The organism is Streptomyces sp. NPDC001380, from assembly GCF_042895785.1.
Taxonomy (GTDB): Bacteria; Actinomycetota; Actinomycetes; order Streptomycetales; family Streptomycetaceae; genus Peterkaempfera.
The window spans coordinates 140,383-159,951 of sequence record NZ_JBIAWP010000005.1; the positions used below are offsets into that span (position 1 = coordinate 140,383).

General features: G+C 79.2%; 16 protein-coding genes and 1 pseudogene. 9 read left to right on the plus strand and 8 right to left on the minus strand.

Annotated elements, in window-relative coordinates:
* Positions 1-50: 50 nt before the first annotated feature.
* The 4 genes and pseudogenes from ACFY07_RS08755 to ACFY07_RS08770 all read right to left on the minus strand — a co-directional run bounded on the left by ACFY07_RS08755 (position 51) and on the right by ACFY07_RS08770 (position 4,062).
* On the minus strand, positions 51-1,022 hold the full coding sequence (locus ACFY07_RS08755; RefSeq protein ID WP_390868007.1) for a hypothetical protein: 972 nt from the start codon (positions 1,020-1,022) through the stop codon (positions 51-53).
* Between the two features lie 473 nt (positions 1,023-1,495).
* Positions 1,496-2,590 (minus strand): carbohydrate kinase, encoded by a 1,095-nt coding sequence (locus tag ACFY07_RS08760; protein WP_390868115.1) that lies wholly within the window; start codon positions 2,588-2,590, stop codon positions 1,496-1,498.
* A gap of 495 nt (positions 2,591-3,085) precedes the next feature.
* Positions 3,086-3,628, minus strand: a pseudogene (locus ACFY07_RS08765) (M48 family metalloprotease); the annotation flags it as partial.
* Positions 3,625-4,062, minus strand: coding sequence for a BlaI/MecI/CopY family transcriptional regulator (locus ACFY07_RS08770; protein WP_390868008.1), 438 nt, complete (start codon positions 4,060-4,062; stop codon positions 3,625-3,627). The pseudogene ACFY07_RS08765 and the gene ACFY07_RS08770, both read right to left, overlap by 4 nt.
* Before the next feature lie 111 nt (positions 4,063-4,173).
* On the opposite strand from ACFY07_RS08770, the gene ACFY07_RS08775 reads away from it, so the two are divergent.
* The 3 genes from ACFY07_RS08775 to ACFY07_RS08785 all read left to right on the plus strand — a co-directional run bounded on the left by ACFY07_RS08775 (position 4,174) and on the right by ACFY07_RS08785 (position 6,516).
* Entirely contained in the window at positions 4,174-4,848 is a 675-nt protein-coding gene (locus ACFY07_RS08775) for a DedA family protein (protein ID WP_390868009.1), read from the plus strand.
* The gene (locus ACFY07_RS08780) at positions 4,845-5,465 is read left to right on the plus strand and encodes a phosphatase PAP2 family protein (protein WP_390868010.1); all 621 of its coding nucleotides are present in this window, start codon (positions 4,845-4,847) and stop codon (positions 5,463-5,465) included. The genes ACFY07_RS08775 and ACFY07_RS08780 overlap by 4 nt, the downstream gene beginning before the upstream one ends.
* Positions 5,466-5,595: 130 nt before the next feature.
* Positions 5,596-6,516, plus strand: a complete 921-nt coding sequence (locus ACFY07_RS08785; RefSeq protein WP_390868011.1) for a phosphorothioated DNA-binding restriction endonuclease — start codon at positions 5,596-5,598, stop codon at positions 6,514-6,516.
* A gap of 56 nt (positions 6,517-6,572) precedes the next feature.
* Here the strand turns inward: ACFY07_RS08785 and ACFY07_RS08790 are convergent, their stop codons facing one another.
* Positions 6,573-7,691 carry a pyridoxal-phosphate-dependent aminotransferase family protein gene (locus ACFY07_RS08790; RefSeq protein WP_390868116.1) on the minus strand — a complete coding sequence of 373 codons (1,119 nt, stop codon included), beginning with the start codon at positions 7,689-7,691 and terminating at the stop codon, positions 6,573-6,575.
* 367 nt (positions 7,692-8,058) lie between these two features.
* Here ACFY07_RS08790 and ACFY07_RS08795 point away from each other — a divergent pair, with 367 nt between their 5' ends.
* From ACFY07_RS08795 to glnII, 6 genes are all read left to right on the plus strand, one after another.
* Positions 8,059-9,411 carry a GDSL-type esterase/lipase family protein gene (locus tag ACFY07_RS08795; RefSeq protein ID WP_390868012.1) on the plus strand — a complete coding sequence of 451 codons (1,353 nt, stop codon included), beginning with the start codon at positions 8,059-8,061 and terminating at the stop codon, positions 9,409-9,411.
* Between the two features lie 118 nt (positions 9,412-9,529).
* Positions 9,530-10,843 (plus strand): SGNH/GDSL hydrolase family protein, encoded by a 1,314-nt coding sequence (locus ACFY07_RS08800; protein ID WP_390868013.1) that lies wholly within the window; start codon positions 9,530-9,532, stop codon positions 10,841-10,843.
* Between the two features lie 87 nt (positions 10,844-10,930).
* The gene (locus ACFY07_RS08805; RefSeq protein WP_390868014.1) at positions 10,931-12,019 is read left to right on the plus strand and encodes an amidohydrolase family protein; all 1,089 of its coding nucleotides are present in this window, start codon (positions 10,931-10,933) and stop codon (positions 12,017-12,019) included.
* Between the two features lie 153 nt (positions 12,020-12,172).
* Positions 12,173-12,850, plus strand: a complete 678-nt coding sequence (locus ACFY07_RS08810) for a uracil-DNA glycosylase (protein WP_390868015.1) — start codon at positions 12,173-12,175, stop codon at positions 12,848-12,850.
* Positions 12,851-13,091: 241 nt separating this feature from the next.
* Positions 13,092-14,108 carry an SCO1860 family LAETG-anchored protein gene (locus ACFY07_RS08815; protein ID WP_390868117.1) on the plus strand — a complete coding sequence of 339 codons (1,017 nt, stop codon included), beginning with the start codon at positions 13,092-13,094 and terminating at the stop codon, positions 14,106-14,108.
* Positions 14,109-14,353: 245 nt separating this feature from the next.
* The gene (glnII, locus tag ACFY07_RS08820) at positions 14,354-15,373 is read left to right on the plus strand and encodes a glutamine synthetase (protein WP_230651299.1); all 1,020 of its coding nucleotides are present in this window, start codon (positions 14,354-14,356) and stop codon (positions 15,371-15,373) included.
* Between the two features lie 259 nt (positions 15,374-15,632).
* On the opposite strand, the gene cobC is transcribed toward glnII, so the two are convergent.
* Genes cobC through cobJ form a run of 3 tightly spaced genes read right to left on the minus strand, consistent with a single transcriptional unit; the run spans position 15,633 to position 19,438 of the window.
* Complete coding sequence (cobC, locus tag ACFY07_RS08825) at positions 15,633-16,688, minus strand: Rv2231c family pyridoxal phosphate-dependent protein CobC (protein ID WP_390868017.1); 1,056 nt, start codon at positions 16,686-16,688, stop codon at positions 15,633-15,635.
* Positions 16,678-17,601, minus strand: coding sequence for a sirohydrochlorin chelatase (locus ACFY07_RS08830; RefSeq protein WP_390868018.1), 924 nt, complete (start codon positions 17,599-17,601; stop codon positions 16,678-16,680). Before ACFY07_RS08830 ends, cobC begins: the two co-directional genes overlap by 11 nt.
* A gap of 46 nt (positions 17,602-17,647) precedes the next feature.
* The gene (gene cobJ / locus ACFY07_RS08835; RefSeq protein WP_390868019.1) at positions 17,648-19,438 is read right to left on the minus strand and encodes a precorrin-3B C(17)-methyltransferase; all 1,791 of its coding nucleotides are present in this window, start codon (positions 19,436-19,438) and stop codon (positions 17,648-17,650) included.
* Positions 19,439-19,569 lie beyond the last annotated feature (131 nt).

Here is a 19,569-nt window from a genome sequence, read left to right on the forward strand (position 1 = left end):
GTCCGCCGGGCGGCCGGGGCGCGCGTGCGGGGCCGGCCCCGGGACCGCCGTCAGCCGAAGCTGCCGCGCACCGCCACCGCGCGCGGCTGGTCCACGCCGAAGGCGGAGGCGAGCCAGGTGTCGCCGGACGGGTCGTGCCGGCCGCCCCGGTGGGCGTACTGCACGGTGAAGGAGTACCGGCCCGGCGGCACCGTCGCGCGGGGCTGCAGCGTGAACCGGTACACCAGCGCGTTCCCGGCCCGCTCGACGGTGGCGGAGACGCCCGGCATGGTCGTCCACGCCCCGCCGTCCTCGGTCCCGCCCGTGCGCTCGACCCGGACCTCGACCTCCAGCGCGGTCACGTTCTCGTCCACCGTCAGCACCAGGGAGTCGCGGGACGCGTAGGGGTCGGCGGTGTCCGCGGACGCGCTGCCGTGCAGCCCCTCGTCGTCGTCGCCGGCGGGGGCGAGCCCCGTCACCGCAGGGGTGCTGTCGGGAGCCTCCCCGCCGGCCGCCGGGGCGGGGGCCGTGCCGCCCGTGAGTCCTCCGGTGCCGGCCGGTGCGGGGGAGCCGGCGCCGGGCACGCCGTCCACCGTCGCCCCGCCGCCCGGGGCCGTCGTCGCGCCGTCCGCATCCGCCGTGCCGTCCGGCGCCGGGGAGCCGTCCGTCCCCGTGCCGCCGGTCCGTGCCGTTCCCGCCGTCGACCACGACGGACGGTTCGCCGAGGGCGCCGGACCGGTCGGGGCGAGGGGGGTGGCGCCCGCGGACGGCGCCCGGCGGACGGAGGCCGTCACCGAGGGGCCGGGCCGGGACGGGGACCGGTCGCGCGAGGCGGCCGACTGCTGCGGACTGCCGCGTCCGGCCAGGGCCGGGGGAGTGCCGGTGCCGTCGGTTGCCGGTGCGCCGGTGTGCGGGGAGCCGCCGTCCGGGGTGGACGACGCGCCGTCGACGTCCGAGACGCGGACGGAGGGCGGCAGGCCGCCCTCCAGGCTGACGATCCAGGTGGTGGCGACGCTGATGCCCACCACGGTCGACATCGCCATCGCCGCGCCGGACACCCGGAAGGCGGGCAGGCCCAGGGGCGTGGCGCGCCGGCGGCGCGACCCGTGGCGTCCGCGTGCTGCGGCCGGTCCGGGGCGCACGCCCCCCGGGTGCTCCGGAACCGGCCGCCCGCCGCGGTGCCGTCCCGCTCCGGCGCGCGGACGCGCCTGGACGGTGTCCTCGTGGGGAACCACCGATCTCCCTCCGTACCGGCCGACGTGGCTGCGCGCCGACTCCGCTCCCCCCGTGACGGGTCGGGACGGGCACACGCCTGCGTCGGCAGAGGCACGAGAGTACCAGCGGGGGCCGATTCTGTGACCGGCCGACTGCGGAACGGGTTCACCGGCTCCGCCGACCCCGCCCCGGGCCTCCGGAAACCCCTGGTGGGAGGGGCCGCCGGGCCCCGCCGGAGGCCCGGTCCGCGGCCGCTCCACGGGCTCGGACCGGGCCCCCGCGGGACCCGGGGCGCCCCGGATCACGCGCGGCCGACCGCGCCCCTCGGACCCCCGGCGCCCCCGCCGTCCGCCGGAGCGTGTGCGCCCCCGCCGTCCGCCGGAGGCGCCGGGGCCGCCAGGTCCGCCGCCCAGGGCGGGTTGGGGCCCGCGACCGAGCAGGTCAGGGCCGCGACCCGGGCGGCGTACCGGCAGGCGTCGGCGACGTCGTCGGCGGTCACCCGGTCCAGCCGGCCGCCGAGCAGGCCGCGCCCGTCCAGCAGGTGCAGCAGTCCGGCGGTGAAGGAGTCGCCCGCCGCGACGGTGTCCACCACGGTGGCGGGTGCGGCGGGCACGGACACCCGCCGGCCGTCCAGGGAGGCGAGCACGCCCCGGGCGCCGAGGGTGACCACGACCAGCCGCACCCCGGCGGCGTGCCAGTCGTCGCAGGCCTGCCCGGGGGCGGTGCCGGGCGCGAGGTGCGCCAGGTCGTCCTCGCTGAGCCGCAGCAGGTCGGCCAGGGCGCACCAGCGCGGCAGCCCGGCCCGGTAGTCGGCGGGCGGCACCAGCAGGGGCCGGACGTTGGGGTCGATCGAGACGGTGGCGCGGTCGCGCAGCCCCTCCAGCCACTCCTCGACCCGGGGGCCGCCGGGCCGCCGGACGAGGGCGAGCGAACCGGTGTGGACGCACGCGGTGCCGTCGAGCGGGGCGGCGGCCAGCTCCTCCGCCGTCCACTGCCAGTCGGCGGTGCCCTCGGCGTGGAAGGACCAGGACGCCTGCCCGGCGGCGTCGAGGTCGGCCACCGCCAGGGTGCTGGGCTCGGCCGCGGCGGGGCTGCCGGCCAGGTCCACGCCGGAGGCCTCCAGCCGGGCGCGGAAGAGCCGGCCGAAGACGTCGTCCGACAGGCGGCCCAGGAAGCGGACCGGCGTCCCGAGCCGGCCCAGGGCGACGGCGGTGTTGGCGGGGCCGCCGCCGGGCAGCACCCGCAGGGACAGGCCGCCCCCCGCGTCCCCGGGGCCGTCCCCGGGGGCGCTTCCCGACCCGCTCCCGGGGACGGGGAAGCCGTCCGCGACGTTCTCGCCGAGGACGGTGATCCGGCGCCGGGCGCCGGCCGGGACGGGGCTCTCGCTGCTGGTCACCGCCCCATGCTGCCAGGGGCGGCCGGGGCCGGGCGATCCCCGGGGCCGGGCCCCGGCCGGTGGACCGGCCGGCCGGCGGGGCGCGGTCGCGGGGGCCGGGACGGCCTGGGCGGTCTCGACGGTCTCCTGCAGGTCGTGCGTGGCCTCCAGGACCGTCCCGGCGGCCGTGCACAGGCAGGCGGCGAGCAGCAGGGCCGCCGCGGTCCGGCGGCGCGCGGGCGCGGGCTGCGGCCCGGGGGAGAGCAGGGCGGCGACCCGCCGCGGCACCGGTCCGGCGTGGGCGGCCGGGGCCAGGCCGGGCCGCCGCGGCCCGCCGGTCCGCGCGGGGGCCGCGGCCGCCAGGGCGGCCCGGCCGACCGCCCGGGCGGTGAGGGCGCGGCTGCCCACGCAGGCGGCCGCGGCCTCGTCGGCCCAGCGCTCCAGGTGGTACGCCAGCGGCTCCCGCAGCAGGCGCAGCGCGGGGTGGACCGCGGCCGCGTACTCGGCGGCGGCGAGGAAGAGGTGGTGGCGCGCCGCGAGGTGGGCCCGCTCGTGCGCGAGCAGTGCGGCGCGCTCGTCGGCGCCGAGCGCCCGCAGCATCCCGGCGGTCACCACGACGCGGCCGGGGCGGCCGGGCAGGGCGTAGGCGTCGGCCCGCTCCTCGGGGAGGACGGCCAGGCCGTCCCCGGCGCCCGCGGCGGCCAGGGCGGCGGTCCGCGCGGCGCGCAGGTCGCGCCGGTGGCGGGCGGCGGCGTGCAGCAGCCGCGCCGTGCCCGCCGCGAGGGCGGCGGCCGCGGGGACGGCGACGTACCCGGCGGCGGGGGAGATGCGCTCCAGCCACGGGAGGGAGAGGTGGCCGAGTGCGGCGACGGGGGGCAGCCGCAGCAGTCCGGCGGCGGCGAGCAGGCCCAGCGAGGCGCCTGCGGCGGCGGCGAGCAGGACGGCGGTGGCCGCCAGCGTCCAGGCCGCGGCGCGCGGCGGCAGCCAGCCGGACAGCCGGCGGGCGGCGGGCACGGCGAGCAGCGGCAGCAGCAGCGGGATCCAGACGGCGACGATCATGCGGGCTCCTCGCGCGCCGGTGTGCCGCCGGTCCCCCCGGAGCCGCCCTCCGGGAGGCCGCCCTCCGGGCTGTCGCCGAGCAGTTCCCGCAGCAGCCGCTCGTCGTCGGCGGAGAGGTCGGAGACGAAGCGGGCCAGGACGGTGGAGCGGTCGGGCTCGCGGTCGAGCTCGGAGCGCATCCGGCGGGCGGCGAGCCCGGCGGTGTCCTGCACGGCGGGGACGTAGGCGTAGGCACGTCCGGCGCGGGTGCGCAGCAGGGTGCCCTTCTCGTGGAGCCGGCCGAGGATCGTCGCGACGGTGGTGCGGGCCAGTCCGCCGCCGAGCGCCTGCTGGACGTCCTGCGGGGTGAGGGGGCGCCCCGCGGCCCAGAGCGCGGCCAGCACCTCGGCCTCCAGCTCGCCGTGGGGGCGGCGGGGGGCGGGCAGCTCGGACATGTCGGCGGTTCCTCCCGGGATCCTCTACCATCGAGAGAACGTCTACATGATTGTAGACGTTCGGGCGGTCCGCAGCACCGCCACGCACCAGTATGGGAGGCCCCGCCCGCAGTGTCCTCATCCCCCGTCTCCGCGCTCCCCGCCCACCTGGCGGTCAACGTGCTCGACGCCTCGTCGCTGCTCTCCGCCTTCGGCGCGCTCGGCATCGCGGTCGTCCTCTTCGCCGAGACCGGCCTGCTGGTCGGCTTCTTCCTCCCCGGCGACTCCCTGCTGTTCACCGCGGGCCTGCTCTGCGTCCCCGGCGGCCACGCCGGCCCCCACCTGCACCTGCCCCAGGTCCTCGCGGCCTCCGTCGCCGGCGCGCTCGCCGGCGCCCAGTGCGGCTACCTCATCGGCCGCCGCGGCGGCCGCGCCCTGCTCGAACGCTCCCGCAACCGGCGGCTGCACGACGGGGCCGTCCGCGCCGAGGAGCTGCTCGCCCGCTACGGACACGCCCGCGCCGTCGTCCTGGCCCGCTTCGTCCCCGTCGTGCGCACCGTCCTCAACCCGCTCGCCGGCGCCCTCGGCGTCCCCGCCCGCACCTTCACCCTCTGGCAGGTCGTGGGCGGCACCGTCTGGACGGTCGGCCTGGTGCTCGCCGGGTACGCCCTCGGCTCCACCGTGCCGAACGTCGACCGCTACCTGCTCCCGCTGGTCGCGCTCGTGGTCGCCGTCTCCCTGCTGCCGCTCGCCCTCGAACTGCTGCGCTCCCGCCGCGCCCGCCAGGCCCGCGAGGAGGCCCGATGACCCCCGCCCCCTCCCTGCTCGCCTTCGACGGCAGCGGCATCGACGGCGGCCTGTACACCGACGTCACCGACGCCGCCCACCGCACCCCGCACTGGCTCGACCACGCGGTCCTGCTCTGGTCCGACTACGGCCTCGCCGTCTTCGCCGTGCTGATGCTCGCCGGCTGGTGGGCCGCCCGCCGCCGGGGTGCCGCCGACACCGCCCGGGCGCTCGCCGTCCCCGTGGCCACGGTCCTCGCGTACGGCGTGAACTCTGTGGTCAAGGCGCTGGTCGCCGAGGACCGGCCCTGCATCTCCCTCCCGCACACCCCCACCCTGGAGGCGTGCCCGGGGGCCGGCGACTGGTCCTTCCCCAGCAACCACACCGTGGTCGCCTTCGCCGCGGCCGCCGCGCTGCTGGTCGTCGACCGCAGGATCGGCGCGGTCGCCGTGCTCGCCGCGGTCGCCATGGGCGCCTCCCGGGTCTGGATCGGCGTCCACTACCCGCACGACGTGCTGGCCGGCGCCCTGGTCGGCGTCACGGTGGCGCTGCCCCTCACCCTGGCCGCCCGCCGTGCCGCGCCCCTGGTCGAGCGGGCCCGCGGCACCGCCCTGGCACCGCTCCTCGGCACCCCCTGATCCCGCGGGCGCCGTCCCGACGCGAGGCGGACGGCGCCCGCGGCCCCGGCCCGCCGTGCTGCACGGACGGGGCCCGCCGTCCGTCAGGAGACCGCCCGCAGACCCGGTCCCTGTGGCAGGGTGGTGCGCCGTGACGCGGGACGAGTTGATGGCGGCCCTAGCCGGGATGCGGCGGGCGCCGGTGAAGGGACGGCGCGCGCCGCACAAGCCGCTGCTGGTGCTCTGGCTGCTGGGCCGGTACGTCGGGACGGGCAGCACGACCGTCACGTATGACGAGGCCGATGTGCCGGTCAGCCGTCTCATCGGCGACTTCGGGCCGCCGGCGCGGACCCGGCAGCGGGCGGCGATGCCTTTCGTCCACCTGGAACGCCGCCTGTGGGACCTCCGCGACGCCCGGGGAGAGCCCATCCCGCCGACTGCCCCGGAGAGCGGCGCCGCGCTGCGCCGCAGCGGCGCCGTCGGCCGGCTGCGACCCGAGGCCGAGCGGCTGCTCGCCGAACGGGGAACCCTGGCGGCAGCCGCCCGGCTCCTGCTGGACCAGCACTTCACCCATGCCTTGGAGGGGCCGGTCTGCGAAGCTGCCGGGCTTGACCTGTCCGCCCTGGAACTGGAGGCCGCCGCCCAGCTCCTGCCGGGGCAGCGCACCCGCCGGTCCCGCCGGTCGGGCTTCGCCGAAGAGGTCCTGCGTGCCTACGCGTACTCCTGCGCCATGTGCGGCTACGACGGGGCGCTCGGCCGTCACCCCGTCGGACTGGAGGCCGCCCACGTCCGCTGGCACAGCCAGGACGGGCCCGACACGCTGGACAACGCCCTGGCTCTCTGCGCCCTCCACCACGCCCTGTTCGACCTGGGCGTACTGGGCCTCACCGAGGACCTGCGCGTCCGCGTCTCCGGCCTCTACACGGCCCGCAGCGAGGCCGGGCGTGCCGTCGACGTCCTCCAGGACCGCCCCCTCGCCCTGCCCCGGCCCGGCCTGCCCCGTACGGCGGAGTCCTTCGTGCGCTGGCACACCGCCCAGGTCTTCAAGCACACGGCAGCCCCGGCGGCCTGATCCGCCCGCGTCCCGCCGCCGGCGGGGCCGGGACGCGGGCTGGCGAGTCCGGCCCGTCAGGTTCCGGACGCCGCCTGCCAGGCGGCCTGCGCGGCCGCCTCCGCCGCCCCGGCGTCGGCCTTCAGGCCGAGGCCGTCCAACGCCGCCGCGAGGGCGCGCAGCGAGGCCAGGACCGTCCCCCGCGAGGCCGCCCGGCCGTAGTGGTTGACCCGCAGCACCTCCCGCGCCAGGGCGCCGCCCGCGCCCTGCACCGGCACCGCCGGGTCGCAGCGCAGCGCCGCCGCGGCCACCTCGCGGGCGTCCACGCCGTCCGGGGTGCGCAGCGTGGTGGCGACGGGGGCCGCGTCCTCGTCGCGGACCACGTAGCAGGAGAGCGTGCCCAGCGCCCGCACACCGGCCCGGACGGCGGCGGCCGCGGCCCGGTGGCGTCCCGTCACCGCGTCCAGGCCCTCGGTGTCGATGCGGTCCAGGGACGCCTCCAGGGCGAGCATCTCCAGCTGCGCGGGGGCGTGCGGCAGGGCGGTGCGCCCGGCGTCCGTCCAGCGCTCCTTCCAGTCCAGCAGCGAGAGGTAGGAGCGGCGGGGCGCCTGCGGGTTGGCGGCGATGCGCTCCCACGCCCGGGGGCTCACCGCGGCGGCGGAGACGCCCGCCGGTCCGCCCATCGCCTTCTGGCCGCCGATCACGCACAGGTCGACGCCCCACGCGTCGGTGAGCAGCGGCTCGGCCGCCACCGACGCCACCGCGTCCAGCATGAGCAGCGCGCCGTGCCCGCGGACGACGGCGCCGATCTCCGCCACCGGATTGGTGTTGCCGGTCGCGGCCTCGGCGTGCACGAGGCTGACGAAGTCGGTCTCCGGCCGCTCCCGCAGCGCCTCGGCGACCTGCTCGGCGGAGACGGCGGTGCGGAACGGCACCGCCAGGTCCACCACCTCGGCGCCGCACGAGCGCAGCCAGCCGCCGAAGGTCTCGCCGTAGGGGCCGGTGACCACGTTGAGGGCGGTGCTCCCGGGCCGCACCGCGCCGCGGATGCACGCCTCCAGCGGCAGCAGCGCCTCGCCCTGGGTGACCACCACGTCGTTGCCGGTCCGCAGCAGGGCGGCGACGCGGTCCTCGATCTCCGCGAAGCGCCGTGCGGTGAGCGGCGGCAGGTCGAGCAGCGGGTGCCCGCCCGGCACGGGCTCCTCGCGGGGGCGGTCGGCGGCCGACGGGGCGGGACCGCCGGCGGACAGGGGGCCGTCGGCGGACAGGGGGCGGTTCGCGGTCACAGCGGGCCTTCCGGTGCGGGGGCGGTGCCGGCGGCGCGTGCGGCCGCGCCGCCGACGGCCAGTCTGCCGGACGCCGCCGCGGGCGGCCCACGGGCCCGCCGTCCGGGGGACCGCAGGGCGTACGGGGAGGGCCGCGTACGCACCGCCGTCCTTGATCCGTATCCTGTACTCGGCCGCCGCCGCCCGGGGCGCAGTCGCACCGCGCCCCCGGTCGCGCACCACGCCGCCCCGACGGGGCGGGCCGGCGGCCCTACCGGGCCAGTACCAGGGGGGAAGCATGTCCGCAGCCGTGTCCCGCCGCCGCCTGCTCAAGCTGGCCGGCGGCGCCGCCGCCGCGCTGGGCGTGGCGGCGGCGGCCGACCGGGACGCCCTCGGCGAGGCCACCGCCGCGCCCGCGCGGAGCGCCGTGCCCGTCCGGGCGGGCGCGTCCGCCGCCTCCCGGGCCGCCACCACCGTGCGGCGGTTCTCCGCCTGGTCCGCCGCGCCCTCGTTCCCGGACGCGTCCGGCCGCTCGGCCACCGGCTTCCACGACGCCCTGGTGCGCATGGTGGTGCGGCCCACGCTCGGGGGCACCCGGCCGCGCATCCGGCTCTCCAACCGGTACGGGGCCGCGCCGCTGCACGTCTCCCACGCCTGGATCTCGGTCCGGGCCGAGGGGCCCGAGGAGGAGCCCGGAACCCGGACCGCGCTCACCTTCGGCGGCCGGACCGGAGTGGTGGTCCCGGCCGGGTCGGACCTGGTCAGCGACGCGGTGGCCGTCCCGTTCGCGGTCGTCCCCGAGGCGGCGCTGCTGGTGACCCTGCAGGTCGCCGGCGCCACCGGCCCCACCACCTGGCACGCCCGCTCCCGGGACGCCGGCTACGTCATGGACGGCCCGGCGCGCCTCGCCCGCGGCGCCCGGCTGCCGCGGACCGCCACGCGCCGCTGGAGCCGGCTCGACGGCTGGTTCTGGCTCTCCGGCCTCGACCTCCTCTCCAGCTCGGCGGCGGGCACCGTCGTCTGCTTCGGCGACTCCATCACCGACGGCCCGCCCACCCCGCGCGCCGGCAGCAGCGTCCGCTGGCCCGACCTGCTCGCCGACCGGATCGCCCGCGCCCGGCCGCGCTCCCCGTACGGCGTCGTCGACCTCGGCATCGCCGGCAACCGGCTGCTCCGGAGCGCCAAGCCGGCGGGGGCGGCGGCCCTGGACCGCTTCGGGACGGACGTCCTGGCCCAGCAGGGCGCCACCGACGTGATCCTGCTGGAGGGCATCAACGACATCGGCGCCGGCACCGACAGCTACGGCCGGCCCGTCACCGCCTCCGAGCTGATCGACGCCCAGCGGCGGCTGATCGGGCAGGCGCGGAGCGCGGGCCTCGCCGTCCACGGCGCCACCCTGCTCCCCTTCGAGGGCGCCAAGTACTACACCCTCCAGGGCGAGCGCGTACGGCAGCAGCTCAACGAGTGGATCAGGACCGGCGGCGCGTACGACAGCGTCGTCGACTTCGACCGCGCCGTGCGGGACCTCGGGCAGCCCACCCGGTACGCCGTCCCGTACGACTCCGGCGACCACCTGCACCCGAGCGACGCCGGGCAGGCCGCCCTCGCCGCGGCCGTCGACCTGCGGGCCCTGCAGACCCCGCGGGTCTGACCGCGTCCGTGCCGGGCCGCCGCCGCACACGGCGGGGCCCGTCCGTATCCTGTGCCCGGCCGCCGCGCGGAACGCGCCGGGCCGGCCGTCCACGGTCCTGAACCCAGGGGGAACAGCCATGCCCGCACCGCTGCCACGGCGGCAGGCGCTGAAGCTGGTCGCGGGCGCCGTCGCGCTGGGGTCGGCCACCGCCCTCGGCCGCTACGCCGCGGCCGGGTCCGACGGTGTCGGGGGCGTCGCCGCCGTCGGGATGCGCAGTGCCTCCCAGGGCGCGGTCACCGGGCCGCTGCGGGTCGGCGCCTGGGCCGCCGCGCCCGTGGAGGGCCGCACCGGTCTGCCGGGGCACGGCTTCGCCCGGGCCACCCTGCGGATGGTGGTGCGCGCCTCCGTCGGCGGGGTCCGGCCCCGCATCCGGCTCTCCAACCGGTACGGCCGCGCGCCGCTGCTGGTCGGCTCCGCCACCCTCGGGGTGCAGCTGCAGGGCGCCGCGACGGTGCCCGGAAGCCTGGCCCGGGTGCTGTTCGGCGGCAGGCCGCAGGCGGTGGTCCCGCCCGGCGGCGAGCTGCTGAGCGACCCGGTGGCGCTGCGCCGGCCCGTCGCCGCCCGCGACGCGCTGCTCGTCAGCCTCCACCTGCCCGGCCCGACCGGGCCCGCCGCCTGGCACCCCCGCTCGCAGGACGCCACGTACCTGGCCGCCGGCGACCGCACGACCGACGGCCGCGGCCGCCACTTCGCCCACCGGGTCAACGGCTGGTACTACCTGACCGGCGTCGACGTGCTGTCGTCCACCGCCACCGGCACGGTCGTCTGCTTCGGCGACTCGATCACCGACGGCGCCGCGCCCGTCGTCGGGCGGGTCGGCGGCCGCTGGCCCGACGTGCTCGCGGCCCGGATCGCCGAGACCCGCCCCGACCGGCCGCTGGGCGTCGTCGACCTCGGCATCGCGGGCAACAAGGTGCTCACCGACGAGCGGAACGACGCCGGGCCCTCCGGGCTCGGCCGCTTCCGCGCGGACGCCCTGGTCCAGCCGGGGCTCACGGACGTCTTCCTGCTGGAGGGCATCAACGACATCGGCTCCCGCCGGGGCGCCGGCGGCGCCCCGCTCACCGCCGCCGAACTCGTCGCCGCCTACCGCACGCTGATCGGGCAGGCGCGCGCGGCCGGCGCGGCGGTGCACGGCTGCACGCTGATGCCCTTCCAGGGGGCCTCCTACTACAGCGACTTCGGGGACGCGGTGCGGCAGGAGGTCAACCGCTGGATCCGCACCGGCGGCGCGTTCGACAGCGTCGTCGACCTCGAACGGACCGTCCGCGACCCGCAGTACCCGGGCCGGTACAACGCCGCCTACGACCTCGGCGACCACCTCCACCCCAACGACGCGGGCTACACGGCGATGGGCGCCGCCGTGGACCTCTCCGCGCTGCGCGGCTGACCCGCCGGGACGCGCTGCGGGGGCGGGCCGCAGGAGCGTGCCGCAGGGGGGCGGCGCGCCGGGGGCCGCCGGCCGTAGGCTGCGGGCATGGGAGAGCGCGCGGTGCTGCACGTCACGGGGCGGGTGCTGGTCGGGCCGGAGGACGTCCGGGACGAGCTGTGGGTGGTGGACGGGCGGGTCACCTTCGACCGCCCCGCCCTCGCCCGCGACGTGCGGACGGTGGCCGGCTGGGCGCTGCCCGGCCTGGTCGACGCCCACTGCCACGTGGGCCTGGACGCCCACGGCGCCGTCGACGAGGCCACCAGCGAGAAGCAGGCGGTGGCAGACCGCGACGCCGGCACCCTGCTGATCCGCGACGCGGGCTCGCCCGCCGACACCCGCTGGATCGACGACCGCGAGGACCTGCCCCGGATCGTGCGCGCCGGCCGGCACATCGCCCGCACCCGCCGCTACATCCGCAACTACGCCCACGAGATCGAGCCGGAGCTGCTCGCCGAGTACACCGCCCGCGAGGCCCGGCGCGGCGACGGCTGGGTGAAGCTGGTCGGCGACTGGATCGACCGCGACCGCGGCGACCTCGCCCCGTGCTGGCCGCGCGAGGCCCTGGAGGCCGCGATCGCCGCCGCCCACGCGCAGGGGGCCCGCGTCACCGCGCACTGCTTCGCCGAGGACTCCCTGCCGGACCTGGTCGCGGCCGGCATCGACTGCGTCGAGCATGCCACCGGCCTCACCGAGGACCTGCTGCCGCTCTTCGCCGCGCGCGGCGTCGCGATCGTGCCCACCCTGGTCAACATCGCCACCTTCCCGCGGCTCGCGGCGGGCGGGGAGGGCAAGTTCCCGGCCTGGGCGGCGCACCTGCGGCGGCTGCACGAGCGCCGGTACGCGACGGTGGGCGCCGCGTACGAGGCGGGGGTGCCGGTGTACGTCGGCACCGACGCGGGCGGGTCGCTGCCGCACGGGCTGGTCGCCGAGGAGGTCGCCGAGCTGGTCCGGGCGGGCCTGCCGCCCGCCGCGGCGCTGTCGGCGGCCAGCTGGGGCGCGCGGGCATGGCTGGGCCGCCCCGGGCTGGAGGAGGGAGCCCCCGCCGACCTGGTGGTGTACGCGGAGGACCCGCGCGCCGACGTGCGGGTGCTGGCCGACCCGCAGGCGGTGGTGCTGCGCGGCCGGGTGGTGTGACCGCCGGCCCGGCCGCCCGCCGGCCCGGCCGCCCGCCGGGCGGGCGGCGTGCCGGGCGGGTGCGGGGCTGCCGGGCGGGTGCGGGACGTGGGGCGCGGGGCCGGACCGGGCCCGTCCTGCCCCGCTGTCGGAGGGGGCCGTTAGGGTGAGCCCATGGCTCCACGTCCGCTGAGTGAGATCGTCGAGGCCGGCTGGGCGAAGGCCCTGGAACCGGTGGCCGGGCGGGTCGCCGCCATGGGGGACTTCCTGCGGGCGGAGATCGCCGCCGGCCGCACCTACCTGCCGCCGGGCCCGGCCGTGCTGCGCGCCTTCCAGCAGCCCTTCGAACAGGTCAGGGTCCTGATTGTGGGTCAGGACCCGTACCCGACCCCCGGCCACGCCGTGGGCCTGTCGTTCTCGGTCGCGCCGGAGGTGCGGCCGCTGCCCGCGAGCCTGGTGAACATCTACCAGGAGTACGGCCGCGACCTGGGTTTCCCGCCGCCGGCCAACGGCGACCTCACCCCCTGGACCCGGCAGGGCGTGCTGCTGCTCAACCGGGCGCTGACCACCGCCCCCCGCAAGCCCGCGGCCCACCGCGGCAAGGGCTGGGAGGAGGTCACCGACCAGGCGATCCGGGCGCTCGCGGCCCGCGGCACGCCGCTGGTGTCGATCCTGTGGGGGCGCGACGCCCGCAACCTGCGCCCCCTGCTCGGGCAGCTGCCCGCGATCGAGTCCGCGCACCCGAGCCCGATGTCGGCGGACCGGGGGTTCTTCGGGTCGAGGCCGTTCAGCCGCGCCAACGAGCTGCTCGTGCAGCAGGGCGCCGAGCCGGTGGACTGGCGGCTGCCGTGACGGCCGCCGCTGCCGCTGCTGCTGCCGGGGCCGAGGGGGCTGAGGGGACCGGAGGGACGGGTGGGGCCGCCGCGGCGGGAGTGCACGTCCGGGGCTGAGTCACCCTTACGGGTGAACTGACCCTCCGCGTCAACACGGTGACGCCTCGTTCGGCAGGATGGGTGAACCCCGGCCGAGGAGCGGTGCCCACCTCCCGCCGGGGTTTCCATCAGCCCTGTGGGGGAGTTTCCTCTTGTCATCCGTGTTCTCCGTCCTGCCCCGGCTCCGGCCGGCCGCGGTCGCCGCGCTGACCGCCGGCCTCGCCGTCGCCGGACTGCCCGCCGACGCGCACGCCGCCGGTGCCGCCGCCGAGGGCCGGGCCACCGCCGCCGTCGCCGACGTCGCCCTGGACGTCAGCCTGCTCCACCGGACCGTCCACGTGCCGGTCGACGCCTCGCTCGGCGAGGTGCGGGCACCCGGGGAGAGCGGCGGCACCGTGCTCACCGCCCGCGTCGACGGCGTGGCCCAGGGCGCCCCGCTCACCCTCCTCAAGGCCGACATCGCCCACTCCCGCGCCGTGGTGGACGCCGACGGCTCCCGCGCCTCGGTCCAGCTGGTCGGCGCCGACGTGCACCTGCCGGGGCTGCCCCTCATCGCGCTGCTGCACGTGGACACCCTGGAGGCCCGCGTCTCCTGCCCGGCCCACGGCGAGCCCACCGCCCGGGTCAACCTGCTCGGCACGGTCCGGGTGCTCGGCCGCACCGTCGAGCTGTCCGCCGGCGGCCCCACCCGCGTCGCCGTGCCCGGCGTCGGCGAGGTGTCGGCCGAGCTGTCCCGCAGGGCGGTCACCTCCGCCGGTGCCGCCGCCACCGCGCTGGAGCTCGACGTGGCGGTCGACCCGGCGGCGCTGGGGGTCGCCAGGGTCGCGGGCCGGGTCACCCTGGGCGTGGCGGCCTGCGGTGCGCCCGCTGCGCCCGGCGGCACGGCGGGCGGCTCCGACGGCACGCCGCCGGCCCCCGCGGTGCCGGAGCCCGCGGACTCCGCGCAGCCGGCCCCGGCGCCGGCGCCGGCGGGGAGCACGCCGCCGGCCGCCGCGCCCCCGGCCGCCGTTCCCGCCGGGGCCGTGTCCGCGGCTCCGCAGGCGGGACCCGCCGACCTGGCCGAGACCGGCAGCAGCGGCTCCCCGCTGCTCCTCGGCGGGGCCGCCCTGTCCACCGCCGCCGGGGCCGCCGCCCTGGTGGCGGCCCGCCGCCGCAGCGCCCGCACCCGCCGGGGCTGACCGGGACCGGTCGGGGTCGGACGCGCCCCGGCCCGGACAGGTCCGGACAGGTCCGGAGGCCCGCCGCCGTGGAGGGGACGGCGGCGGGCCTCCCGCGTCCGGCTGCGGACATGTGTCCGATAACAGGCCCGGGGTGACGCGGCCGGCCGGTTCACCTCGCGTTCACACGAGGGGAACAACCGGGAAACGGCGTCCTGCGAGGCTGCGGGGCGTCCCCGCCACCCATCCCGCAAGGAAGCCCGCCGGTGAGCTACAAGGCCGAGTACATCTGGATCGACGGCACCCAGCCGACCGCCAAGCTGCGCTCCAAGACCAGGATCCTCGCCGACGGCGCCCCCCTGCCGGACTGGGGCTTCGACGGCTCCAGCACCAACCAGGCCGAGGGCCACGCCTCCGACCGCGTCCTCAAGCCGGTCTTCTCCTGCCCCGACCCGATCCGCGGCGGCGACCACAAGCTCGTGCTGTGCGAGGTGTACAACACCGACGGCACCCCGCACGAGAGCAACACCCGCGCCCTGCTGCGCCCGGTCGCCGAGCGGTTCGCCGCCCAGGAGTCCCTCTTCGGCATCGAGCAGGAGTACACCTTCTTCCAGGGCAGCCGCCCGCTCGGCTTCCCCGAGAACGGCTTCCCGGCCCCGCAGGGCGGCTACTACTGCGGCGTCGGCGCCGACGAGATCTTCGGCCGCGAGATCGTCGAGAAGCACCTCGACAACTGCCTCGCCGCCGGCCTCGGCATCTCCGGCATCAACGCCGAGGTCATGCCCGGCCAGTGGGAGTTCCAGGTCGGCCCGCTCTCCCCGCTGGACGTCGCCGACCAGCTGTGGGTGGCCCGCTGGCTGCTCTACCGCACCGCCGAGGAGTTCGGCGTCTCCGCCACCCTCGACGCCAAGCCCGCCCAGGGCGACTGGAACGGCGCCGGCGCCCACACCAACTTCTCCACCCGGGCCATGCGCGAGGGCTACGACGCCATCGTCACCGCCTGCGAGGCGCTCGGCGCCGAGGGCAAGCCGCTGGAGCACGTCAAGCAGTACGGCTTCGGCATCGAGAGCCGCCTGACGGGCCTGCACGAGACGGCCCCGTGGGACGAGTACAGCTACGGCGTCTCCGACCGCGGCGCCTCGGTGCGCATCCCGTGGCAGGTCGAGGTGGAGAAGAAGGGCTACATCGAGGACCGGCGCCCCAACGCCAACGTCGACCCCTACGTCGTCACCCGCCTGATCGTCGGCACCTGCTGCTCCGCCCTGGAGAAGGCCGAGCAGGTCTGACGCCCCCGCAGGACCGGCCGCCCGCGGGCGGCCGTCCGCGGACCCGGATCCGGTGCCCGTCCCGCCGCCGCGCGCGGGACGGGCACCGCCGTGTCCGGGCGCCGTGTCCGGGCGCCGTGTCCGGGCGCCGTGCCCGGGGGCCGTGTCCCCGGCCCGTCGCGCGCCCGGCGGCCCGCGCCCGGCGGCCCGCGCCTGCGCCGCCGCCCTCGGCGCCCTCCGCCGCGCCCCGCCCGCGCCCCCGTGGCCGGGCCCCGCGCCCTCAGCCCTCCCGGCAGCCGGCGAGGGCGGCCAGGAAGGCGTCGGTCGTGTCCGGGTCGCGGACGGCGACCCGCAGGAAGTCCGGGCCGAGACCGGGGAAGGTGTCGCCGCGGCGGACGGCGAAGCCCGCCGCGCGCAGCCGCTCCCGCACGGCGGCGGCGCCGGGCAGCTCCAGCAGGACGAAGGAGGCGGCGGGCTCGCCGTGCACCCGGACGCCCGGCACGGCGGCCAGGCCCGCCAGCAGCCGGGCGCGGTGGACGGCGGTGGTGCGGGCGGCCTCCTCGGCCTCGGCGAGGGCGCGCGGCGTGCAGCACGCCTCGGCGGCGGCCAGCGCGGGGGAGGAGACCGGCCACAGCGGCTGGCTGCGGGCGAGCGCGGCGGCCTGCGGGGCGGCGGCGAGCAGGTAGCCGACCCGCAGCCCGGCCAGGCCCCACGTCTTGGTGAGGCTGCGCAGCACCACCAGGCCGGGCAGGTCCCGGCGGGCGGCCAGGCTCTCCGGTTCGCCCGGGACCGTGTCCGCGAACGCCTCGTCGACCACCAGGACCCGCCCGGGCCGGGCCAGGGCGGCGAGCCCGGCGGCCGGGTGGAGGACGGAGGTCGGGTTGGTGGGGTTGCCCGCCACGACGAGGTCGGCGTCCTCCGGCACGGCGGCCGGGTCCAGCCGGAAGCCGTCCTCCGGCCGCAGCAGCACCCGCTCGACGGCGTGCCCGGCGTCGCGCAGCGCCGCCTCCGGCTCGGTGAACTGGGGGTGGACCACCACGGCCCGGCGCGGCCGCAGGGTGCGGGCGAGCAGCACGAACGCCTCGGCCGCGCCGGAGGTGAGCAGCACCTCCTCCTCCGGCCTGCCGTGCCGGGCGGCGACGGCGGCCCGGGCCGCCGCGCCGTCGGGGTAGGCGGCGAGGCCGCTGAGGGAGGCGGCGATCCGGTCGCGCAGCCAGGGGGGCGGCGTGCCGGCGCGGACGTTGACGGCGAGGTCGACCAGCCCGGCGCCGCGGACCTCGGCGTCGCCGTGGTGCCGCAGGTCCGGGCCGCTCCGCGGCGGGGCGTCAGTGCGCATGCCGGCCGTCCCCGTGCCCGCCGTGCCCGCCGTGCCCGTCGTGGTGGTGGGCGGGGTCGTCCGGGTGGTGGTGGGGCCGCTGGGCGGCGCCGACCTTCTCCTCGAAGCCGGGCATGGCGACCCGGTACACGCAGGTGTCGCAGTTCATCCGCAGGTCGCCGGCGAGGGCCTCGCGGTAGCGCTCCACGACGAGGCCGGCCAGCTCCTCGGCGGCGCCCATCACGGCGGCCCGCCGCACCTCGACGCCGGGGTGCGCCGCCGCCCACGCGGCGGCCTGCCGGTCCACCCGCTCCGGCAGCACCCCCGTGAACAGGAAGTACGGCAGCACCACGACCCGCCGGGCGCCCAGCCGCCGGCACCGCTCCAGCCCCGCGGCCACGTCCGGCGCGGCGAGGGAGACGAACGCGGTCTCCACCCCGGCCAGGCCGCGCCCCTCCCACAGCAGGCGGCCGACCTTGCAGACCTCGGCGTTGGCGTCGGGGTCGGTGGAGCCGCGACCCACCAGCAGCACGGTCGTCGAGGCGCGGTCGGCCGGGTCCAGCACCTCGTCCAGCCGCCGCTCCAGCACGGCCAGCAGCGCCGGGTGCGGGCCGAGCGGCCGGCCGTAGGCGTACGAGGTGCCGGGGTGGCGCTCCCGTTCCCGGGCCAGCGCCGCCGGGATGTCGCCCTTGGCGTGCCCGGCGGCGACGAGGACCAGCGGCACGGCGGCGAACCGCCGGACGCCGTCCGCCGCGAGGGCCGCGACGGCGTCGGCGAGCGGCGGCGGGGACAGCTCGATGAAGCCGCCCCCGACCGGGGTGCCGGGGAGTCGGCCGCGCAGGCCGTCGACGAAGCTGCGGAACGCCTCGGCGCCGGCCTCGTCGCGGGTGCCGTGCCCGACGACGAGCAGCGCGGGGGGCTGGGACGGGGTCACGTCGTGCCTCCAGGGGTGCGGGGGAGTGCGTGGGGGAGGGAGGGGGTCACTGCTGCCAGCGGTAGCCGCGCGGTGTGACCATGCGGCCCGCGACGCGGCGCGTGGCGGTGTTGCCGACGGTGACGACGGTGGTCATGTCGACGGTGGTGACGTCCACGTCGGCGAGGGTGGTGACGGTGTGCCACTCGCCGGGGCGGGAGACCGCGCGGGCGACGCCGACGGGGGTGCCGGGGGCGCGGTGGGCGGCCAGGATCCCCAGGGCGGCGGGCAGCTGCCGGTCGCGGCCGCGGCTGCGCGGGTTGTAGAAGGTGACGACCAGGTCGGACTCGGCGGCCGCCCGCACCCGCCGCTCGATGACCTCCCACGGGGTGTGCAGGTCGGACAGGGAGATCGCGACGTGGTCATGCCCCAGCGGCGCGCCCAGCAGCGCGGCCGCGGCGAGGGCGGCGGTGACGCCGGGCACGCCCACCACGTCGATGTCCTCGCCGGCCTCCGCGAGGGCGGGGGAGGCCATGGCGTACACGCCTGCGTCGCCGCTGCCGACCAGCGCCACGGCCAGGCCCTCCCGGGCGAGGCGGACTGCGGTGCGGGCCCGCTCCTCCTCGGCGCCCAGGCCCGACTCCTCGGTGCGGGTGCCGGGGCGCAGCAGGTCGCGGACCTGGTCGACGTACTGGTCGAGGCCGACGACGACGGAGGCGCGGCGCAGCTCGGCGCGGGCGCGGGGCGTGAGCAGGTCGCGGGCGCCGGGGCCGAGCCCGACCAGGGCGAGCCTGCCGCGCACGGCGCGGCGGGCGACGGCGGCGGTGCACCTGGCCGCCCGGCCGTCGGGGACGGCGCCGGGCACCGACGTCGACAGCCGCTTGGGGACGAGGAGTTCGCCGCCGGGGGCTGAGGCGAGCGCGGCGGCCTCGGCGACGCTGGGGGTGCCGACGGCGGCCAGCGGCGCGGCGGAGGGGTTGGGGACGGGGACGGCCGCCAGCACCCCGGCCGGGTGGGTGGTGAGCGGGACGCCGAGCGTGCGGGCGGCCTCCACGAGGCCGGGCTCGTCCGCCTTGGCGTCCACGGTGGAGAGCTCGGCGACGGAGGCGGCGGACAGTCCGGCGTCGGCCAGGGCCGCCCGGACCAGGGCCAGCACCTCGGCGGCGGGCGCGCCGCGGCTGGCGCCGACGCCGACGACGAGGGAGGCGGGGCGCAGGACGGCCACGGGGGCGGCGGCGCCGCCGTCCGGACCGCCGGCCGCCGGCCGGTCGGAGGCGCCGTCGGGGCCGCCGCCGGTGGCGCGGTCCGGTCCGCCGGTCCGGTCGCTGATCCGCAGGACGGGGGAGCCGGCGGGCGCGTCGGCGCGGACGCACGGCGGCAGGGCGGGCAGCGGCCGGGTGCGGTCGGCGTCCAGGCGGACCGGGGACCCGTCGAGGACGGCCCGGCTGACGGCCGCGACGTCGCCCTCCACGGGCAGGCCCAGGGCGTCGAGGCCGGGGATCCCGGCGGCGTCGGTGGCGGTGGTGACCACCGGCTGCGCGCCCAGGACGTCCGCCACCTCGGCGGCCAGCGCGTTGGCGCCGCCCGCGTGGCCGCCCAGCAGGGCCACCGCGAAGCGCCGGGCCTCGTCGACGCAGACCACGCCGGGGTCCTCGGCCTTGCCGGCGAGCAGCGGGGCGACGAGGCGGACGGTGGCACCGGTGGCCAGGAAGCACACCAGCTGCCCGCACTCGGCGAACGCCCGGCGCACCGCCTCGGCCACCGGCCCGTCGTACACGGCGGTACGGCCGGGCCAGGCGGCGGCCAGGTCGGCGGCGGCGCGGCGGCCGGCGGCGGTGGCGGCGACGATGCCGATCACGGCAGGGGTCCTCCTCGGGTGGGGCGGCGCCCCGGTGGCGGGTCGGTGCGCGGCGCGGTCGGTCGCGGCGCGGTCGCTCGCGGGCGGGTCGGGCACGGCGGGCCCGGGTGGCGCGGGCGGGGTCGGGCCGG